Raw genomic sequence first — 18804 nt, forward strand, 5'->3', positions numbered from 1 at the left:
TCGTCGCGGTCAGTGCGCCCCGGTGAGGGCTCCCCACTTCTGGGAGAGACCGGCGGGGCTGCGGCGCTGCGGGACGCCCCACGGGTTGTCGTCGCGCAGCGGCGGCGGGAGGAGTTCCTGCGGTGCGCCCTGGTAGGCGACGCCGCGCAGGAATCGCGTGATGGCCGCGGTGCCGACGCTCGTGGCATCCGTCGTCGTCGCCGGGAACGGTCCGCCGTGCTGCATCGCGCTCGTGACAGACACCCCCGTGGGCCAGCCGCCGAACAGAACGCGCCCGCTCGTCTCGGCGAGCGCCTCGACGAGCGCGTCGATGTCGTCTCCCGCCGCCGCGTGGACCGTCGAGGTCAGGTTGCCGGGGAACAGCTCGCGGTGGATGGCGGGCAGAGCCGCCGCATCCGGATACTCCACCACGATGGCGAGCGGGCCGAACGACTCCTCGAGGAGCCGGTCCCGCTCGGCGAGCAGGGTGGCGAGGTCGGTGCGCGCGATGACCGGGGTGACGTTGGCGTGCCCCGCGTCGTCGACCCGCACCGTGCCCTGTGACAGGACCGTGACCCCGTCCGTCTCGGACACCTCGTCGCGCCGGCGCGCGAACGCGTCGCCGATGCCGGGGGTGAGCAGGCGATGCTCCGCGACGGCCGCCGCCGCCTCGAGGTCGAGCTCGGTTCCCGCCGGGACGAACAGGAACCCGGGCTTCGTGCACAGCTGCCCGGCGGACCCGGTGACCGAGCCGAGGAAGCCCGCCGCAAGGTCCTGCTCCCTTGCGGCGGCGCCCGCCGTGACGTACACGGGGTTGACGCTGCCGAGCTCGCCGTAGAACGGGATGGGGCGCGGACGCTCCGCGGCGATGCGGGCGAGCATCGTCCCGATGTGCGTGGAGCCGGTGAACGCGGCGGCGCGGATGCGGTCGTCCCGCAGCGCCTCGACCCCGTGCGCCTGCCCGCTGATCAGCTGGAACACGCCGTCCGGCAGGCCCGCGCCGGCCAGCGCACCGGCCACGATCCCCGCCGTCCGCGCGGACAGCTCCGGGTGGCCGGAATGCGCCTTCACGATGACCGGGCAGCCGGCGGCGAGCGCGGCCGCCGAATCGCCGCCGGCGACAGAGAACGCGAACGGGAAGTTCGACGCCGCGAAGTTCAGCACCGGCCCGACCGGCTGCAGCACGCGGCGCACGTCGGGGCGCGGCCCGATCACGTAGTCCGGATCGGCGTCGTCGATGCGCGCATCCAGGTAGGCGCCGTCGACGATCACCTCCGCGAACAGGCGGAGCTGATTCGAGGTGCGCCGGAGCTCGCCGACGAGTCGGGGCTCCCCGAGCCCCGTCTCACGCATCGCGATGTCGATGAGCTCGCCGGCGTTCGCATCGAGCGCGTCCGCCGCGGCGACCAGAGCGGCAGCGCGCTCGCGCGGAGCGGTCTGCGCGAACGGACGGGATGCGGCGGCGGCACGGGCGACGACCTGTTCGATGTCCATGGGATCCTTCCGGGGTTCAGAACACGAAGCCGGCGGGGAACGGATCGTCCTCGTCCAGCATGTATTGGCCGAGCCCGGTGATCCAGGCCCGGCCGGTGATGGTCGGGACGACGGCGGCGATGTCGCCGACCGTCGTCTCCCGGAGCAGTCGCCCGGTGAACTCGGTCCCGATGAACGACTCGTTCACAAAGGGCGTCTCGAGAGCGAGTTCCCCCCGCGCGTAGAGCTCCGCCATCCGCGCGCTCGTTCCGGTGCCGCACGGCGAACGGTCGAACCAACCGGGGTGGATCGCCATCGCGTGGCGGGAGCGCACCGCATCCGAACCCGGTGCGATGAACTCGACGTGGTGCACGTGGTTCGCGCCGTCGATCTCGGGATGGCGAGGCGGACGCTGCGTGTTGATCGCGTCCATGATCGCGAGCCCGGCCTGGACGATGTCGTCCTGTCGCGCGCGGTCGAACGGCAGCCCGACCGCGTCGAGGTCGACGAGCGCGTAGAAGTTGCCCCCGAAGGCGACCGAGTACGAGATCTCGCCGTAGCCCGGCACGTCGATGCGCTCATCGAGGCGCTCGACGAAGCTCGGCACGTTCTCGATCGTGACGCTCTTCGCCTTGCCGTCCTCGACGGTGACGCGCGCGATGACGAGGCCCGCAGGCACGTCGAGCCGGATCTCGGTGACGGGCTCCGTGACCTCGACCATCCCCGTCTCGACGAGCACTGTCGCGACGCCGATCGTGCCGTGCCCGCACATCGGCAGGAACCCGGACGCCTCGATGAAGACGACACCCCAGTCCGCATCATCACGGGCGGGTGGCTGGAGGAGCGCCCCCGACATGGAGGCGTGCCCGCGCGGCTCGTTCATGAGGAACCCGCGCAGGTCGTCGAGATGCTCCATCGCGTACAGGCGCCGGTCGTTCATCGTCGCGCCCGGGATGCGGCCGACCCCGCCGGTGACGACGCGGGTCGGCATCCCCTCGGTGTGGGAGTCGACCGCTTGGAGAACGCGACGAGCGCGCATCAGGCGACCGCCGCGGAACGAGCGGCGAGCGCGGCGAGCGCCCGTTCGGTGTCGGCCGTGACCTGGGCGCGCTGCTCGGCGCTGAGCGGGCCGCGCGGCGGACGGGTCGGACCGCCGTAGGAGTTGCCGCAGATGTCCATCGAGAGCTTGATGGCCTGGACGAACTCGGTGCGCGAGTCCCACCGGAAGACCGTCACGAGCTGCGTGTACAGGTCGCGGGCCTCGAGCCACTTGCCCTCGACGCACAGGTTGTAGAGCTCGACGGCCTCACGCGGGAACGCGTTCGGGTACCCGGCGAACCAGCCGACCGCACCGTTGACCATCAGCTCGAAGAGCACGTCGTCGGCACCGGCGATGATGTCGATGTCGCACAGCTCCTTGATCTCGAACACGCGCCGCACGTCGCCGGAGAACTCCTTGATCGCGACGACCTCCGGGATCTCGGCGATCTTCGCGACGAGCGACGGGACGAGGTCGACCTTCGTGTCGAACGGGTTGTTGTACGCCATGATCGGCAGGCCCGCCTTCGCGACCTCCTCGTAGTGCGCGATGACCTCGCCCTCGTTGGCGCGGTAGATCGTCGGCGGGAGCAGCAGGACGCCGTCGGCGCCGTCCTCGCGGGCGAGCTCGGCCCACTTTCGCGCCTGGTGGCTGCCCACGCCGTGGGCGCCCGCGATCACGATGCCGCGGCCGTCGACGGCTTCGACGGCGACCTGGATGACCTTGCGGCGCTCCTCGTCGGTGAGGGACGAGTACTCGCCGAGCGATCCGTTCGGGCCGACGCCGCGGCATCCGTTGCTCATCAGGAAGTCGACGTGCTGGGCGAACTTGTCGTAGTCCACCGCGAGGCCGGCGGGCGCCGAGGCGTCCTCCTTGAAGGCGAGGGTGGTGGCGACGACGACACCGCCGAGGTCCATGGTCTGGGTGGTCATTTCTGCTCCTTGTGTTGGTGAGTGCTGCTGATGGCGGCGAGTTCGCCGATGCGGACCGAGCCGAGCACGGGCCGCGCGTCGTAGCCGATCGGCGTGCCGGTCAGCTCCTCGACGGTCCGCCCGCAGGTGCGCCCCTGGCAGGCGCCGAGGCCGGCGCGCGTGGCGAGCCGCATGCCGCGGCTCGAGGTGCCGGCGTATTCGACGATGCGGGCGCGTGTGACCGACTCGCAGCGGCAGACGATCGTCTCGTCGTCGAGCCAGGCGGTCCAGCCGGGGCGGACGTCGTGGGTCCGCAGCCGCTCCGCGAACAGTCGCATGCGGCGGCGGGCGGCGAGGGCGCCACGCATGCGGTCGTCGGCGAGGTCTCCCCCGGCGGCGGCGAAGCCGGCGACAGCCCCCTCGGCGAGGGCCGCGTCGGCGCCCGCGATCCCGGTGATCTCCCCCGCCGCGTACACGGCATCGACCGTCGTGGCCTGCACGTCGTCCACCGCGACGAAGCGGTCGGAACCGATCGCGCATCCGGCCTGGATCGCCGCCTCCAGTCGTGGTGTGAACCCGTGGCCGAGCGCGACGGCGTCGCACTCGACGATGCGCTCGGTGCCGGGGATCGGACGCCAGTCGGCGGCCACGCGCTGGATCGCGACGGCTTCGACGCGGTCGTCCCCGTGGATGCGGGTGACGGCACTGCCGAGGCGATACGGCGTCCGGCTCTTCACGAGGCTGCGCGCGTACTCGGCGAGCTCGGGCACCTTCGCGCTGGCGCTGCCCGCCAGCTGCCACGGCGAGCGGCCCCACCCTCTCACGATCGCCCTGAAGCCGGTCGCCTCGACGACCTCGACGACCTCTCCTCCGGCGATGCTGAGACTCGCGGCCACCGGGAGAAGGAAAGGGCCGGCCCCCGCGACGACAGTACAGCGCCCGATGGGGATGCCATCCCGCTTCGCGATCGCCTGCGCAGCACCGGCGGTGACCACTCCGGGAAGCGTCCAGCCCGGGACGGGCAGGGCGCGGTCGTGCGCCCCGGTGGCGATGACGAGGGCATCCGCCTCGATCGTGAGCCCGGTGCGGGCGGTGCCGTCCACGGGTCCGACGAGCGCGTGGACGCGGATGCCGCCCTCGGTCTCGATGCGCCACACACTCGTGCTCCGGTGCAGGGTCACGCGCTCGTCGTGCTCGACGAGATCGCGCAGCCGCTCGAACCGCGCCCACTGGTGCTGCATCCTGCGGTCGGTGAGGTCGGAGTGTCGCCAGAACTGGCCACCGACCCGCTCGCCCTCGTCCAGGAGGACGACGTCCGCCCCGGCGGCGAGCGCGCTCTGCGCGGCCGCCAGCCCTGCGGGGCCGGCGCCAATGACTGCGACCCTGGTCATCGCGCCTCCCTCTCGACGATGTCGCCGTCCACGGCCGGCCGCTGGCACGCGCGCACGCCCTCGACGCCGTTGACGGTGACGACGCAGTCCTGGCAGACGCCGATGCCGCAGAACACCCCGCGTTCCGCGCCGCCGGCCGTCCGCCAGCTGCGGATGCCGGCGCCGAGCAGGACGCCCGCGATCGTCTGCCCGTCGCGCCCGTCGATCGAGTCGCCGTCGAAGCGGATCCCGACGCTCATGCCGCGGCCCTCAGGCTCTCGCGCGTCGGGAGGAACGGCGTCGCATCGAACGGCTTCCCGCCGAACAGCGGCAGTTCGGCGCCGAGAACCGCGTGCGCGATGAGCGCGCCGGTGGTCGGCGCGAGTCCGATGCCCGCGCCCTCGTGGCCGGCGGCGTGGAAGAGACCGGCGACCTCACCGTCCGCGCCGATCGCGGGCAGGTGGTCGGGTGCGTACGGACGGAACCCGAAGTACGTCCGGAGGAGCATGGTGTCGGCGAGGAAGGGGAAGAGCTTCGTCGCCTTCGCGGCGATCTCGGCGAGCGGCGGAAGAGCGGCGGATGCGGAGAAACCGACGCGCTCCCGACTCGAGCCGATGAGCACGGTGCCCGCGTCCGTCGATTCGACGACGGTCGACGTCTGGAGGGCCGCATCCCCGCTCGACACGGCGCCGACGTAGTCGCCGTCGTAGACCTTGTGGAACACGCGCTGCGGCATCGGCGTCGTCACGAGGATCATCCCGCGGCGCGGTCGGATGTCGAGCCGCGATCCGAGGCGCACCGCGACCTCGCCGGCCCAGGGGCCCGCGCAGTTGACGACCGCGTCGACGCCGATGCGCCCCTCGGCGGTGTCGACGGCGACGATCCGTCCGCTGCCGATCTGCGCGCCGGTGACCTCCGTGAGCAGGAGTCGCGCGCCGAAGCGTCGCGCGCGGGCCAGCATGGCCTGCGTCGCAAGACTCGGCTGCACCTGGGCATCGTCCGGATAGTGGATGCCGCGCGCCACCGCCGGGCTGAGGTGCGGTTCGAGCTCGCGCAGCTGCGCCGCATCCAGCGCCTCCGCACGGATGCCGATCCCCCGCTGCGCCCCGGCGAACGCCTCGAGGGCCTCTGCTCCGCCGTCGAATGCGACGACGACGCCGCCCTTCGCCTCGAACTCCGTGGCCGGCTGTCCCGGCGCACGGTCGGCGTCGAGCCGGTCCGCAAGCTCGCGCCATGCCGTGTGGGCGAGGATGGCGAGGTCGGCCTCAGGTCCCGGCGCCTTGTCCGATACGAGGATGTTGCCCTCGCAGCGGCTGGAGGTCTCCGCCGCGACGCCGGCGCGGTCGACGACGACCACGTCCGCGCCGGCCTCGACGAGCGCGAGTGCGCACGCCGCGCCGATCGCGCCTGCACCGATCACCATGACCCGCATGCCGGAATCCTCTCGCATCGTGGTGGTGTGTGACATATTACCTGCTGCGAGCATGCGACGCGCCGGGCGCGCCGCATCCTCTCAGCCGCCGAGGTAGGCCTCGATCACGCGCGGGTCGCTGGCGAGGTCGGCCGCAGGTCCCGACACCGTGGTCGCTCCGGTCTCGACGACGTACGCGCGATGCGCGATCTTCAGCGCTGCCCTCGCGTTCTGCTCGACCAGGAGCACGGTCGTCCCCTGCGCGTTGACGGCCGCGACGATGTCCATCACCTGACGCACGACGAGAGGTGCGAGACCCATCGACGGCTCGTCGAGCAGCAGGAGCTTCGGTCCGCCGATGAGGGCGCGGCCGATGGCGACCATCTGCTGCTCGCCGCCGGACAGGGTGCCGCCCTGCTGCTTGCGCCGCTCGGCGAGCCGCGGCATCAGGCTGTACACCTGGTCGAGCCGCTCGGCCACCTTCTTCTGATCGCCGACGGTGTAGCCGCCGAGGAGGAGATTCTCATGGACGGTCATCGTCGAGAAGATCCGGCGGCCTTCCGGAACATGGATGAGGCCTGCCGACACGATGTTCCAGGGCGACGCCGCGGCGAGATCCATCCCGTCCCAGAGCACCGACCCGGCCTTCGGCCGCACGAGCCCGGAGAGGAGGTTCATGGTCGTGGACTTGCCCGCGCCGTTGTTGCCGAGCAGACACACGATCTCGCCCTCCTCGACCGTGAAGCTCAGCCCGCGGAGGGCGTGCACCCGCCCGTAGTAGACGTCGACGTCGCGCACCTCGAGCGTGGTCATCGGTTCTCCCCCGTTCCTCCGTCGGACGTGCCGCGCTTCTTCTTGCGCGGATCTCCCCCCAGCGCCTCGGCGATCATGTCCGCGGAGACGGTGCCCGTCTTCAGCTTCGTGTCGTCGATCGCCTCCTCGTCGACGCCGAGGTACGCCTCGATGACGATCGGGTCGTGCTTGATCTCGTCGGGCGTGCCGTCGGCGATCTCCTTGCCGTAGTTGAGCACGACGATGCGCTCGGCGAGCTGCATGATGAGCCCCATGTCGTGCTCGATGAGCACGACGGCGACCCCCATGTCGCGGATCTTCCGGATGAGGTCGGCGAGGGCCTGCTTCTCGTTGAAGTTCAGGCCCGCCGCCGGCTCGTCGAGGAGGATCAGCCGGGGGCTCGTGGCGAGCGCGCGGGCGATCTCGACGCGGCGCTGCTCGCCATACGGGAGCTGCGTCACGTAGAGGTCCTCGTCCTCCGTGAAGCCGACGAAATCGAGCCATCCGCGCGCCTCCTGCGCGCACGCCTCCTCCGCACGCCGGTAGCGCGGCAGGTGCAGCAGCGTCGACCAGAAGCCCTCGCGGAGATTCGCGTGCATCGCGGTCTTGACGTTGTCGAGGACGCTCAGCTCGCGGAACAGGCGCAGGTTCTGGAACGTCCGGGCCATTCCCCACTTCGTCACCCGCGAGGGCAGCACGCGATAGAACCCGAAGCTCTGCAGCAGGTTCACGAGCCGCAGGCGGTGCCAGATGCCCGGCACCTCGCGCACGATGTCCCGGCCGCGGAAGACGACCGAGCCCGACGTCGGAAGGTAGAACCCCGAGATGCAGTTGAACGCGCTCGTCTTGCCGGCCCCGTTCGGGCCGATGACGGCGAGGATCTCGCCTTCGCGCACGTCGAAGCTCAGCCCGTCGACGGCCTTCACGCCGCCGAACTGCAGGCGCAGGTCGCGGACCTCGAGAAGCGCGGTCATCGTCCTTCTCCTTCTTCGGCCATCTCGGCGGGGAGACCGGATGCAGACTCCATGACGCTCGGCTCCGCCGGCTCCTCCATGAAGTCGGGCGCCTCAGCCCGGCCCTTCTTCTTGAGCCACGGAAGCACTGCCGTCGCGGGCCAGAGCCCCGCCGGGCGGAACAGCATGACGATGATGAGCATGATGCCGAAGATGAGGTACCGCCACTCGGCGAAGTCGCGCAGCAGCTCCGGCGTCAGCGACACGAACAGCGCACCGATGATGACGCCGGGAGTCGAGCCCATGCCGCCGAGCACGACCGCCATCAGGATCAGCACCGAGTACAGGAACTGGAAGCTGTTCGGGCTGATCGCCGACAGGTGCGTCGCCATGAGCTGACCGGCAAGACCCGCCCAGACGGCCCCGATGACGTACGCGGAGATCTTGGCGATGTAGGTGTTGATGCCCATCGCCTCCGCCGCATCCTCGTCGTCGCGGACGGCCTTCCACGCGCGGCCCATCTTGCCCTTCGCCAGGCGTCCCGCGCCGATGACACCGACCGTGACGACGATGAGCGCGACGAAGTAGTAGAAGACGACGTACGGCGGGAACTGGATGCCGCCGAGGGTGAAGCCGTCGTCGAAGCTCCAGCCGCCGAACGTCCAGGTCGGGATGCCGTGGATGCCGGAGGGACCGCCCGTGACGTCGAGGTTGTTCGCCGTGATGCGGATGATCTCCCCGAACCCGAGCGTCACGATCGCCAGGTAGTCGCTGCGCAGCCGCAGCGTCGGCGCGCCGATGATGATGCCCGCGAGCATGCAGGCGAGGATCGTCGCCGGCAGGGCCGCCCACATCGGCCACCCGAGGGTCGTCGTGAGGATGCCGGAGATGTAGGCGCCGACGGCGAAGAACGCGATGTAGCCGAGGTCGAGGAGCCCCGCGTAGCCGACGACCACGTTCAGGCCCATGCTGAGCATGACGTAGATGAGCGCGCTCGTCGCGATGGACATCGTGTAGCGCGAGGCGTCGATGAACGGCAGCACCACGACGAACACGCACGCGAGCGCGCCGAGCGCACGCATGAATCCGATCTGCGAATTCAGGATGCCGCGCGGCGGCCGGGTCCGCTCGAAGAGCGGGGCGGGTGCCCGCAGGGGCACGTTCTTCAGCGCGAGAGCGAGGTCGCGTGCCATGTCACATCCTCTCCACGACGCGGGCGCCGAGCAGGCCCGTGGGCTTGAAGGTCAGGAACAGGATGAGGAACGCGAACGAGAAGACGTCGCGCCACTCGCCGCCGAACCAGGCGGAGCCGAAGGACTCCAGCATCCCGAGCACGATCCCGCCGAGCATCGCCCCGTACAGGTTGCCGATGCCGCCGATGACGGCGGCGGTGAAGGCCTTGAGGCCGATGACGAAGCCCATGAGGAAGTCGATCGAGCCGTAGTATGCGCCGGCCATCACGCCCGCGGCGCCAGCGAGGGCCGACCCGATGAAGAAGACCGTGGCGATCACGCGGTTGACGTTGATTCCCATGAGCTGAGCACCCACGGGGTCCAGCGCGATCGCACGCATCGCGCGGCCTTCGCGCGTGCGCTCCACGATGTGGGCCAGGACGAACATCAGCACGGCCGAGATCGCGATCAGGATGATCTGCGAGACCGTGATCCGCATGCCGAGGAAGTCGAATCCGGTCGACTCCAGACGGATGGGGAACGCCTCCGGGTTCGGCCCGAAGATCATGCGGATGCCGTACTCCAGCGTGAACGAGACGCCGATCGCGGTGATGAGGACGGCGAGACGCGGGCTCTTGCGCAGCGGGCGGTACGCGATCCGCTCGATGCCGACGCCGATGAGCCCCGTCGTCACCATCGACAGGAGGAGCACGATCAGCAGCATCGGGATCGAGGCGCTCGAGATCCCGAAAGAGTTGAGGACGAAGAACCCGACGAACGCGCCGAGCATGTAGATGTCGCCGTGGGCGAAGTTCAGCAGCTTGATGATCCCGTAGACCATGCTGTAGCCGAGTGCGACGAGGGCGTAGAACGAGCCGACGATCAGGCCGTTCCAGATGAGCTGCATCATGACGGCGGACTCCCTTCCGTTCGAGTGGGCGGACAGCGGGCGGGGGTGGATGCATCCGCCCCCGCCCGTTCGGGAATCAGCCCTGCAGGTCGTCCTTGAGGACGAACTTGCCGGTGGCCGGGTCGATCTTCACGATCACGAAGCCGCCGGCGGACGGCGTGCGCTCCGGTGTGAAGGTGAGCGGGCCGGCAAAGGTCTTGAAGTCCTTCAGCGCCGTGAGAGCGGCGACGACCTTCGTGAAGTCGGTCGAGCCGGCATCCTTGATGCCCTGCGCGGCGACGCGCACGGCGTCGTACGACTGCGTCGAGTACGGCCCGGGCTCGGCGCCCGCGACCTTCTTGTACGAGGCGAGCCAGGCGTCGGCGCCCTTCAGCATGTCCGGCGTCTGCGTGAACGTGCCCACGACGTTGTCGGTGTAGCCCTTGCCCGCGATCTCGGCGAACTTCGCGTCGACGGATCCGTCGCCCACCATGAAGACGCCCGTGTAGCCGGCATCCTTCGCCTGACGGGCGATCAGGCCGCCCTCCTGGTAGTAGCCGGTCCAGTAGACCATGTCGGGCTTCGCGCTCGCGAGCTGCGTGGCGACCGAGGAGTAGTCGTGCTCGCCCGGCGTGATCGTCGCCTTGAACGCGACCGTCTCGCCCGCCTTTTCGGCCTGCGAGCGGAACGAGCTCGCGAGGTCTGCGGCGTACGCCGTCGCGTCGTCGATCGTCGCCACGGTCTTCGCGCCGATCTTCTGCGCGTACTTGAGCGCCGACTCGGCCTGCTGCGTGCCCGTGCCATTGATGAGGAAGGCGCCGGGCATGTTCGCCTCGACGAGCTTGTTCGAGTTCGCGGCGGGGATGATCATCGGGATCTTCGCCGAGTTGAAGATCGGCATCGTCGGGAGCGTCGCACCTGAGCAGTAGCCGCCGACCGAGATGTCGACGCCCTCGGTGACGAGCTTGTTCGCGGCGGCGACCGCCGTCGTCGCGTCGCACGCGTCGTCCTCGACGACGAGCTCGACCTTGCGACCGTCGATGCCGCCCTTGTCGTTGATCTCGTTGATCGCGAGCTGCGCGCCGTACTTCATGTAATCGCCGAACGCCGACTCGCTGCCGGAGAACGGCGCGAGCATGCCCATCTTGATGGGGCCGGACGAACTCGCCGTCGCCCCTCCGCCCGCGAGCCCGCCGGAGCAGCCGGCCGTGGTCAGGACGAGCGCCACTGCGGCGGCGATCTGCATCAGGCGCACACGGCGCCGGGATCCGTTCATCGGGAGAGTTCCCTTTCTGCCTCGTTGCATCGCCGGGAGCGGCGCTGTGTGACATATTACATATCACGCAGCAGGACGCAAGGCGTCGTGAGCAGACCGTGACCTTCCGGCCGCGAATCCGCTCGCGAGGGGAGGGTCAGTCCTCGTCGCGGCCGCTCCACAGGCCCGCGACGTGGCCGATGTGACGACTCATGAGCTCTTCGGCGCCCGCGCCGTCGCCCGCGACCAGCAGGTCGACGAGCGCCCCGTGCTCGAGCGAGGATGCGACGAGCTCGTCGGACTCCGCGAGGTTCACGAGCCCGACGAGGCGCGTCTGCTGGCGGAGTTCTCGCACGACCGCCACGAGGCGCTTGTTGCCGGCCTGCTCGAGCAGTTCGAGGTGGAAGTCGGTGTCGGCGGCGAGGTAGTCCTCGAACCGCCCGTCCCGGGCGCTCTCCACGATCTGATCCGCCAGGGCGCGCAGCCGCGTGACAAGAGTCTGCGGGAGGGCCCCGGCGAGCGTGCGCATCGGGGGTGCCTCCAGCAGCCGCCTGACCTCCCCGAGCTCGCGGAGCTCGTCCACCGAGACATCGGTCACCCGGAAGCCGCGATTGCGGATGGGCGCCAGGAAACCGCGCCGCGCGAGGTTGAGCATCGCCTCCCGGACCGGGGTCGCGCTCACGCCGAAATCCGCAGCGAGCGTCGGAACCGTGAGCACCATGCCCGGCCCGAACTCCCCCGTCACGATGCGCGATGCGAGGGTCTTCTCGACCTGCTCGCGAAGGCTCTGCACTTCCGGCAGCCGCATGGTTCCGCTCATGACGCCCCTCCCCGTGGAACGTGTCATACGTCACATAGTAAGTGGCACCCTCTCCTGCGGGCGTCATCTGAGGAGATCGTCCCATCCCGCGTCGCCTGCGCGTGCCAGGATGAGCCGCATGACGGTGCCGTTCGCGACATCCGCCCGCTCGACGGTGGGGATCGAATGGGAGCTCATGCTCGCCGATGAGGCGACGGGCGCCCTGGTCCCCCGCGCGCCGCAGGTGCTCGCCGCGCTCGCCGAGGAGACCGCGCACGAGCGCTACAACGTGACCGGCGAGCTCCTCACGAACACGGTCGAAGTCACGAGCGGCGTCGGCGACACGGTCGCCACCGCCGTGGATGACATCGCCGACGCGATCGCCGCCGTCCGGCGCGTCACCGACCCGCTCGACGTCGAACTGCTGTGCGCCGGGAGCCACCCGTTCGCGCAGTGGTTCGACCAGGAGGTCACGGACAAGACCCGGTACCACCGGCTCATCGAGCGGACCCAGTGGTGGGGTCGCAACATGATGATCTGGGGCATCCACGTGCACATCGGCGTCGACGACGTCCGCAAGGTGTTCCCGATCATCAACGCGCTCGCGATCTATCTGCCGCATCTGCAGGCGCTGTCCGCATCCAGCCCGTTCTGGGCGGGCGAGCGCACGGGGTACGCGTCGAACCGGGCACTGGTGTTCCAGCAGCTGCCGACGGCGGGACTCCCGTGGCCCTTGCACACGTGGCGTGAGTACGAGAGCTACCTCGACGACATGGTGCGCACAGGCGTGATGGCGGATTCCACCGAGGTCCGGTGGGACATCCGGCCGGCTCCGCGGTGGGGAACGATCGAGGTCCGCGCGTGCGACGGGATGTCGACGCTGCCTGAGCTCGCCGCGGTGGCCGCGCTGACGCAGGTGCTGGTGGAGCACTTCTCGCGGGAATTCGACGAGGGCCGCGAGCTCCCTTCCCTGCAGCCGTGGTTCCTGCGCGAGAACAAATGGCGCGCCGCGCGATACGGCCTCGACGCGCGGGTGATCGTGGATGCCGCGGGCACCGAGCGATCCGTGTGCGACCACCTCGTCGAGACGATGCACGACCTCGCCGACATCGCCGTCGAGCTGAAGTGCGCCCGCGAGTTCGCGGGACTGCAGACGATCATGTCCCAGGGGGCGAGCTACGCGCGGCAGACGGCGGTCGCGGATGCCGCGGACGGCGATCTGCACGCGGTCGTCCAGCATCTCATCCGCGAGTTCCGCGGCGGCCCGACGCTGCGCGCGCATCTGGCGGCCTTCGGACGCTGAGAAGCTCCGCCTAGACTCCTCCCAGTCGCCGGGCGTACGGTGCTGGGGATGCCGTTCCCCCGTCGCACCCGAATCCCCGTCGTACTCGCGGCCGTCGCCGTGACGCTCGTCGGATGCGGAGCCGTCGACACGCCCGCGGCATCCCCGTCGGCCCGTCACGCGGCGTCCCCGAAGCACACGACCACCGCCTCGGCAGACCCCACGCCTTCGGAGACCGCCACCCCCGCCCCCGCATCGGTGTCGACGCCGCAGGTGGTGGTCACGATCGGCGACTCGATCATGGCCGCCCAGGGACTCGACACCGATGAAGGCTGGCCGGAGCTGCTGGCGACGGGCACGCCGTCCACGCTCGTGAACCTCGCGTGCAGCGGTGCCGGCTTCATCGCCGTCGGCACGTGCGGCACGAACTACGCAGGGCTCATCGACCAGGCCGCCCACGCCCAGCCGACACTCGTGATCGTGGAGTCCTCGAGCAACGACATGGGCCAATCGGACGACGCGATCGACGAGGCGACATCCGACACCATGGCGACGCTGCGCACCGCGGTCCCCGGCGCCACGATCGTCGCGCTGAGCACCGTGTGGAACGAACAGGCATCCCCGCCCGAGGAGGTCGCGTCTTCGTCGACCGCGATCCAGCGGGCGGCCGCGGCCGAGCACGCCATCTACCTCAACCTCGGCCAGCCCCTCGAGGGACACCCCGAATGGATGCAGTCCGACGACGTGCATCCCACCGCCGACGGCCAGCGCGTGCTCGCCGAGACCGTCCGCACCCAGCTCGCCGCGGTCGGCATCGCGTTCTGAGCGCGCCCGCCGGACCCTCCTCCGGTCAGCGCTCGACCAGAGTCGCGGTATCCGCCTCGATCGCCTCCGGCCGCGCGTCGACGAACGTCGACAGGCCGTGTTCCGTTTTCTGCCAGTAGTGCGGCTTCGTCATGAGCTGCCACAGCGCCTTGTACGAGGCGATCGAATGAAGCAGCCAGTAGACCGGGTTCAGCAGCGCCCATCCGACGAGCCAGAACGTCCCGCGCTTGTACGGTCCCATCATGTTCAGGTAGACCATCAGCCCGTTCCCGATGAGGAAGTTCAGGATGCACAGCCAGAACACCACCGCGGGCAGGGCGGATGCGAACTCCGCCCACGGGATGAAGAAGGATGCGATCGTGAGCGCCGTGAACGGGAGCACTCCCAGGAACGTGATGGGAGTTCCGCCGATCAGGAGGGCGAAGGAGAAGAACCGCCGCCATCCGATCTGACCGATGAGCTTCCTGGGCTGCCGCGCATGCACCAGCGCGGTCTGCATATAGCCCTTGATCCACCGGCTGCGCTGTCCGATGAAGATGCCCATCCTGCTCGTGGCCTCCTCCATCGTCGTGGAGTTGACCACCCCCACGCGATAGCCGAGGGCGCTCGCGCGAATTCCCAGATCCGCGTCCTCCGTCACGTTGTAGGGGTCCCACCCGCCGAGCTCGCGCAAGGCCGCGGTGCGGAAGTGATTGGACGTTCCCCCGAGCGGGATCGGCAGGTCCGCGACATCCAGCCCCGCCAGCATGTAGTCGAACCAGTAGCTGTACTCGAGCGCGAACATCCGCGTCAGCGCGTTCTCGCGCGTGTTGAAGTAGTTCAGCGACGCCTGCATCACCGCGGTCGACGCATCCGCACGCGAGAACGCGATGACGGTCTTCTTGAGCTGATCGGGCTCCGGAGCGTCCTCCGCGTCGTAGATCACGAGGTACTCGCCGCGCGCGACCTGCAGTCCCGCGTTGCAGGCCCGGGGCTTCGTCTGCGGGGCTCCCTTCGGCACCGTGAGCACGATGAAGTTCTCCGGGGGCTGCGACCGGGCGACGGCATCCCGCGTCTCGTCGTCCTCCTCCTCGACGAGGATGATCACTTCGAGCTTGTCCGCGGGGTAGTCCAGGCGACCGAGGTTCTCCACGAGCCGCCCGACCACCCGCGCCTCACGGAAGACGGGCACGAGCACCGTGTACATCGGCAGCTCTTCGTCGCGGAGCGACGCGATCTCCTCGGGCGTGACGCGGTCGACGAGGTCGTACCGGGAGCCGCGGAGCGCGACCTGGAACTTGAAGAACGTGCTCGCGAGGAAGACGACGCTCGCGATCGCCACGAGGACCATGACCGTCGGCAGCGTCCACAGCGCGAGCGCGGCGATGACGGCCACCGTCGCGATGACGGCCCCGATCTTCTGTCCCCGCGACAGCACGGTCCTCGCCGACAGTGCCGGGTTCGCCGCGTACAGACTGTCGGCGGCCTGATCGGCCATCTCGGTCGGGAACGCGGCAGCGACCGCCGCCACGATGTCGCGCTGCGGCCTCGGCACCAGCGTCACCGGCGATCCCACCGCCGCCGCGATCCGCGCCGCGCGCCGCCCGTCCGTCCCGCCGGAGGATGCGACGACCACGGAGTCCCCGTCGCGATGCAGAGGCAGCCATCCGTCCTGCGCGTATCGCTCGCGAAGGGCTGCGTCCAGAAGCCCGTTGTCAGACACCAGCACGGTCATGAAGCGCCTCCGTTCGTCAGCACGTGGATCCAATGGGAGATCGCAGGCTGCTGGAACGCGTTGATCCACCCGATGGTCCAGAGCGCCAGGGATACGCACACCGTCAAGACCGCCTGCACCCGCGACTTGGGCGTCGGCACGATCGCCACGGCCAGCAGCAGCATCATCACGTAGTTGTTGCCCGCGAAGCCCGGGGGCGTGAGTCCGACGATGAACGCGAGGCCGATCATCGCGGTGAGGAGCACGGCGACGAGGCCGACGCGCGCATGCCGCAGCAGCACGGCGGTCAGCACCACGATGAGGGTCGACGAGAGGTAGACGAGCCCCCGAAGCCCGCCGAGCGAGTCGACATACGTGGCGGCGCGCACCGGATCCCACGTCAGGTTCCCGTGCACCATGGCGAAGGGCCCCGCTCCGAACGCGACGCCGAGGAGGGCCAGCGCCCCGAGGAGAGCGAGCGTCGGGAACACCAGGACGACGGCGTTCGCGAGGCGTGCCCCGCGCCGCGACTGGATGATGAGCGCGCCGGCCACCGCGGCGACGACCGCGGCAGGAAGGCCGGTCGTGTCGCTGAACGCCGAGCAGGCGAAGAGGATGCCGGCGCGGAAGCCGGCCTGCGTGTTCGCGTAGGTGACGAACCGGACCACGTCGATCATGCCGAGGCCGAAGAACAGGAGGCCGAGGGCGGCCTGGAGGTTCGTCGTCACGAGGTAGGCGAAGGTCGGCGTCAGCGCGAGCGACAGCGCGAACACGATGCGCGCCACCGGATGGAAATCCTTCCGCTGCAGCGCCTGGATGACCATCTGGAGCATGAATCCGGCGATCAGCGCGCCCACGATCCCGAGCCCGAGGGCGCCCCCGGGGACGACGAGCGCGACGATGCTCGAGATCGGCGGGTACAGGGAGGCCAGAACTCCGATGCCGGACCCGTTCCACGCGATGCCGCCCACACGTTCCGCGAGCTCCGCGTTCGCGGTTCCCGCCCAGGTCTGGTGCGATGCGATGTCGAACCAGACCGCCAGTGCGATGTACGGAAGCGCCGCGATCAGACGCAGCATCCACCGTCGCCACCGTGCGCGCGGATACTTCGCGATCCGGCCGGTCGAACTCTCGACGAACGCTGGTGCGACGCGCTCGAACGCCTCGATCACCGTCATGACAGACCCCCTGGAACATCAAAGGGTCCGCACAGCTTGTGCGGACCCCAGATGTCTCAGGCTAGCGGCAGAGGGCGCATCCCCCCGGCAGCGGCGAGTCGTGTCAGCGGTTGCCGAAGAGCTTCTGGATCTCGGCCATGTCGGCTTCCGTCGGCGCCCCCTTCGGGGCGCCTCCGCCGAGACCGAAGCCCGAGCCCGTGGGGGCGGCGGGAGCGGCCGCTGCGATGCCCGCGTTCTCCTGGGCGCGCTTCGCCGGGTTGCCCGAACGCGAGCCGGAGCGACCCTTCTGCTGCTGCTTGCCGCGCTTCGTCGACGAGCCCGGCTTGCCCATGGGGCCCATTCCGGGGATGTTCGGCACACCGCCGCGCGCGACCGTCTTCATCATCTTCGACGCCTGGTCGAACCGCTGGATCAGCTGGTTGATGTCGGTGACCGTCATCCCGGATCCGCGCGCGATGCGCAGGCGCCGCGAGCCGTTGAGGATCTTCGGGTTGCGGCGCTCACCCGGCGTCATCGAGCGGATGATCGCCTCGGTGCGGTCCATCTCGCTCTCGTCGAAGTTGTCGAGCTGCTGCTTCATCTGGCCCATGCCGGGCAGCATCCCGAGCATCTTCTTCATCGAGCCCATCTTCTTCATCTGCTGAAGCTGGTCGAGGAAGTCTTCGAGGGTGAACTGGTCGTTCGCGATCTTCTCGGCGACCTTGCGCGCCTCCTCCTCGTCGAACGCGGCCTGCGCCTGCTCGATGAGGGTGAGGATGTCGCCGAGGTCCAGGATGCGGCTGGCCATGCGGTCGGGGTAGAACGGCTCGAGGTCGTCGAGGCCTTCGCCCATCGACGCGTAGATGATCGGACGGCCGGTCACCGAGGCGACCGACAGCGCCGCACCGCCGCGCGCGTCGCCGTCGAGCTTCGAGAGGACGACGCCTGTGAAGTCGACGCCCTCCTGGAAGGCCTTCGCCGTGTTGACGGCATCCTGACCGATCATCGCGTCGATGACGAACAGGACCTCGTCCGGGTCGACGGCCCGACGGATGTCGGCGGCCTGCTTCATCATCTCGGCGTCGACGCCGAGGCGGCCGGCGGTGTCGATGATGACGATGTCATGCTGCTGGCGGCGGGCCTGCTCGACACCGGCCTTCGAGACGGCGACCGGGTCGCCGACGCCGTTGCCCGGCTCCGGCGCGTAGATCGCGGCGCCCGCCTGCTGCGCGACGACCTGGAGCTGGTTCACGGCGTTCGGGCGCTGGAGGTCGGCGGCGACGAGGAGCGGCGTGTGGCCGTCCTTCTCGAGCTGCTTCGCGAGCTTGCCCGCGAAGGTCGTCTTGCCGGAGCCCTGGAGGCCGGCGAGCATGATGACGGTCGGAGGGTTCTTGGCGAACTGCAGGCGGCGCTGCTCGCCGCCGAGGATCGCGATGAGCTCCTCGTTGACGATCTGGACGACCTGCTGCGCCGGGTTCAGCGCACGGTTCACCTCGTCGCCGAGGGCGCGCTCGCGCACCTTCGCGGTGAACTCCTTGACGACCGGCAGCGCGACGTCGGCGTCGAGCAGCGCGCGGCGGATCTCCCGGACCGTCCCGTCGACGTCCGCGGGCGTGAGCTTGCCCTTGGTGCGGAGGTTGCGGAAGGTCTCGGTGAGCCGATCGGAGAGGGTGCCGAAAGTAGCCATGATCCCCCGATTCTACGGGAGCCCGCTGTGCCCCGACTTCGCGGATCGGGTCGCCCGTGTGCGTGCCTGGGTACCATCGTGCCGTCCGCCACTTCGTCCGCCGCCCGATGCGCTGTG

17 protein-coding genes are annotated in these 18804 nt (G+C 69.8%); 2 read left to right on the forward strand and 15 right to left on the reverse strand.

Annotation, left to right across the window (positions count from 1 at the left end; all coding sequences use genetic code 11):
- Positions 1-9: 9 nt before the first annotated feature.
- From QSV35_RS11635 to QSV35_RS11690, 12 genes are all read right to left on the reverse strand, one after another.
- Entirely contained in the window at positions 10-1518 is a 1509-nt protein-coding gene (locus tag QSV35_RS11635; RefSeq protein WP_286289107.1) for an aldehyde dehydrogenase (NADP(+)), read from the reverse strand.
- Entirely contained in the window at positions 1490-2491 is a 1002-nt protein-coding gene (locus QSV35_RS11640; protein ID WP_286288916.1) for a proline racemase family protein, read from the reverse strand. Before QSV35_RS11640 ends, QSV35_RS11635 begins: the two co-directional genes overlap by 29 nt.
- Positions 2491-3423, reverse strand: a complete 933-nt coding sequence (locus QSV35_RS11645) for a dihydrodipicolinate synthase family protein (protein ID WP_286288917.1) — start codon at positions 3421-3423, stop codon at positions 2491-2493. Before QSV35_RS11645 ends, QSV35_RS11640 begins: the two co-directional genes overlap by 1 nt.
- Positions 3420-4793, reverse strand: a complete 1374-nt coding sequence (locus QSV35_RS11650) for an FAD-dependent oxidoreductase (protein ID WP_286288918.1) — start codon at positions 4791-4793, stop codon at positions 3420-3422. Before QSV35_RS11650 ends, QSV35_RS11645 begins: the two co-directional genes overlap by 4 nt.
- Positions 4790-5032, reverse strand: coding sequence for a (2Fe-2S)-binding protein (locus tag QSV35_RS11655; protein ID WP_286288919.1), 243 nt, complete (start codon positions 5030-5032; stop codon positions 4790-4792). The genes QSV35_RS11650 and QSV35_RS11655 overlap by 4 nt, the downstream gene beginning before the upstream one ends.
- Positions 5029-6204, reverse strand: a complete 1176-nt coding sequence (locus QSV35_RS11660; protein WP_286288920.1) for an NAD(P)/FAD-dependent oxidoreductase — start codon at positions 6202-6204, stop codon at positions 5029-5031. The genes QSV35_RS11655 and QSV35_RS11660 overlap by 4 nt, the downstream gene beginning before the upstream one ends.
- 81 nt (positions 6205-6285) lie before the next feature.
- Positions 6286-6996 carry an ABC transporter ATP-binding protein gene (locus QSV35_RS11665; RefSeq protein WP_286288921.1) on the reverse strand — a complete coding sequence of 237 codons (711 nt, stop codon included), beginning with the start codon at positions 6994-6996 and terminating at the stop codon, positions 6286-6288.
- On the reverse strand, positions 6993-7949 hold the full coding sequence (locus QSV35_RS11670) for an ABC transporter ATP-binding protein (protein WP_286288922.1): 957 nt from the start codon (positions 7947-7949) through the stop codon (positions 6993-6995). Before QSV35_RS11670 ends, QSV35_RS11665 begins: the two co-directional genes overlap by 4 nt.
- Positions 7946-9121: a branched-chain amino acid ABC transporter permease gene (locus QSV35_RS11675; RefSeq protein WP_286288923.1), complete on the reverse strand. Its 1176-nt coding sequence runs from the start codon at positions 9119-9121 to the stop codon at positions 7946-7948. The genes QSV35_RS11670 and QSV35_RS11675 overlap by 4 nt, the downstream gene beginning before the upstream one ends.
- 1 nt (position 9122) lies before the next feature.
- Positions 9123-10010, reverse strand: coding sequence for a branched-chain amino acid ABC transporter permease (locus tag QSV35_RS11680; RefSeq protein WP_286288924.1), 888 nt, complete (start codon positions 10008-10010; stop codon positions 9123-9125).
- A gap of 76 nt (positions 10011-10086) precedes the next feature.
- Positions 10087-11265 carry a branched-chain amino acid ABC transporter substrate-binding protein gene (locus QSV35_RS11685; RefSeq protein WP_286288925.1) on the reverse strand — a complete coding sequence of 393 codons (1179 nt, stop codon included), beginning with the start codon at positions 11263-11265 and terminating at the stop codon, positions 10087-10089.
- Between the two features lie 136 nt (positions 11266-11401).
- On the reverse strand, positions 11402-12064 hold the full coding sequence (locus QSV35_RS11690) for a GntR family transcriptional regulator (RefSeq protein WP_286288926.1): 663 nt from the start codon (positions 12062-12064) through the stop codon (positions 11402-11404).
- A 118-nt stretch (positions 12065-12182) separates the two neighbouring features.
- Here QSV35_RS11690 and QSV35_RS11695 point away from each other — a divergent pair, with 118 nt between their 5' ends.
- A complete protein-coding gene (locus QSV35_RS11695; protein ID WP_286288927.1) occupies positions 12183-13346 on the forward strand; it encodes a glutamate--cysteine ligase in 1164 nt (387 codons plus the stop codon).
- 48 nt (positions 13347-13394) lie between these two features.
- Positions 13395-14150, forward strand: a complete 756-nt coding sequence (locus QSV35_RS11700; protein WP_286288928.1) for an SGNH/GDSL hydrolase family protein — start codon at positions 13395-13397, stop codon at positions 14148-14150.
- Between the two features lie 25 nt (positions 14151-14175).
- On the opposite strand, the gene QSV35_RS11705 is transcribed toward QSV35_RS11700, so the two are convergent.
- The 3 genes from QSV35_RS11705 to ffh form a co-directional block, all read right to left on the reverse strand.
- Positions 14176-15864: a glycosyltransferase gene (locus tag QSV35_RS11705; protein WP_286288929.1), complete on the reverse strand. Its 1689-nt coding sequence runs from the start codon at positions 15862-15864 to the stop codon at positions 14176-14178.
- The gene (locus QSV35_RS11710; protein WP_286288930.1) at positions 15861-17021 is read right to left on the reverse strand and encodes a hypothetical protein; all 1161 of its coding nucleotides are present in this window, start codon (positions 17019-17021) and stop codon (positions 15861-15863) included. The genes QSV35_RS11705 and QSV35_RS11710 overlap by 4 nt, the downstream gene beginning before the upstream one ends.
- 103 nt (positions 17022-17124) lie before the next feature.
- Complete coding sequence (ffh, locus tag QSV35_RS11715) at positions 17125-18687, reverse strand: signal recognition particle protein (RefSeq protein ID WP_286288931.1); 1563 nt, start codon at positions 18685-18687, stop codon at positions 17125-17127.
- Positions 18688-18804: the final 117 nt, after the last annotated feature.

The organism is Microbacterium candidum, assembly GCF_030315975.1.
In the GTDB taxonomy this organism is placed as follows: domain Bacteria; phylum Actinomycetota; class Actinomycetes; order Actinomycetales; family Microbacteriaceae; genus Microbacterium; species Microbacterium candidum.

Coding starts and splice junctions, on each gene's coding strand:
- QSV35_RS11640 (WP_286288916.1), bottom strand. CDS start 2,491: ATGCGCGCTCGTCGCGTTCTCCAAGCGGTCGACTCCCACACCGAGGGG.
- QSV35_RS11645 (WP_286288917.1), bottom strand. CDS start 3,423: ATGACCACCCAGACCATGGACCTCGGCGGTGTCGTCGTCGCCACCACC.
- QSV35_RS11650 (WP_286288918.1), bottom strand. CDS start 4,793: ATGACCAGGGTCGCAGTCATTGGCGCCGGCCCCGCAGGGCTGGCGGCC.
- QSV35_RS11655 (WP_286288919.1), bottom strand. CDS start 5,032: ATGAGCGTCGGGATCCGCTTCGACGGCGACTCGATCGACGGGCGCGAC.
- QSV35_RS11660 (WP_286288920.1), bottom strand. CDS start 6,204: ATGCGGGTCATGGTGATCGGTGCAGGCGCGATCGGCGCGGCGTGCGCA.
- QSV35_RS11665 (WP_286288921.1), bottom strand. CDS start 6,996: ATGACCACGCTCGAGGTGCGCGACGTCGACGTCTACTACGGGCGGGTG.
- QSV35_RS11670 (WP_286288922.1), bottom strand. CDS start 7,949: ATGACCGCGCTTCTCGAGGTCCGCGACCTGCGCCTGCAGTTCGGCGGC.
- QSV35_RS11675 (WP_286288923.1), bottom strand. CDS start 9,121: ATGGCACGCGACCTCGCTCTCGCGCTGAAGAACGTGCCCCTGCGGGCA.
- QSV35_RS11680 (WP_286288924.1), bottom strand. CDS start 10,010: ATGATGCAGCTCATCTGGAACGGCCTGATCGTCGGCTCGTTCTACGCC.
- QSV35_RS11685 (WP_286288925.1), bottom strand. CDS start 11,265: ATGAACGGATCCCGGCGCCGTGTGCGCCTGATGCAGATCGCCGCCGCA.
- QSV35_RS11690 (WP_286288926.1), bottom strand. CDS start 12,064: ATGAGCGGAACCATGCGGCTGCCGGAAGTGCAGAGCCTTCGCGAGCAG.
- QSV35_RS11695 (WP_286288927.1), top strand. CDS start 12,183: ATGACGGTGCCGTTCGCGACATCCGCCCGCTCGACGGTGGGGATCGAA.
- QSV35_RS11700 (WP_286288928.1), top strand. CDS start 13,395: ATGCCGTTCCCCCGTCGCACCCGAATCCCCGTCGTACTCGCGGCCGTC.
- QSV35_RS11705 (WP_286288929.1), bottom strand. CDS start 15,864: ATGACCGTGCTGGTGTCTGACAACGGGCTTCTGGACGCAGCCCTTCGC.
- QSV35_RS11710 (WP_286288930.1), bottom strand. CDS start 17,021: ATGACGGTGATCGAGGCGTTCGAGCGCGTCGCACCAGCGTTCGTCGAG.
- ffh (WP_286288931.1), bottom strand. CDS start 18,687: ATGGCTACTTTCGGCACCCTCTCCGATCGGCTCACCGAGACCTTCCGC.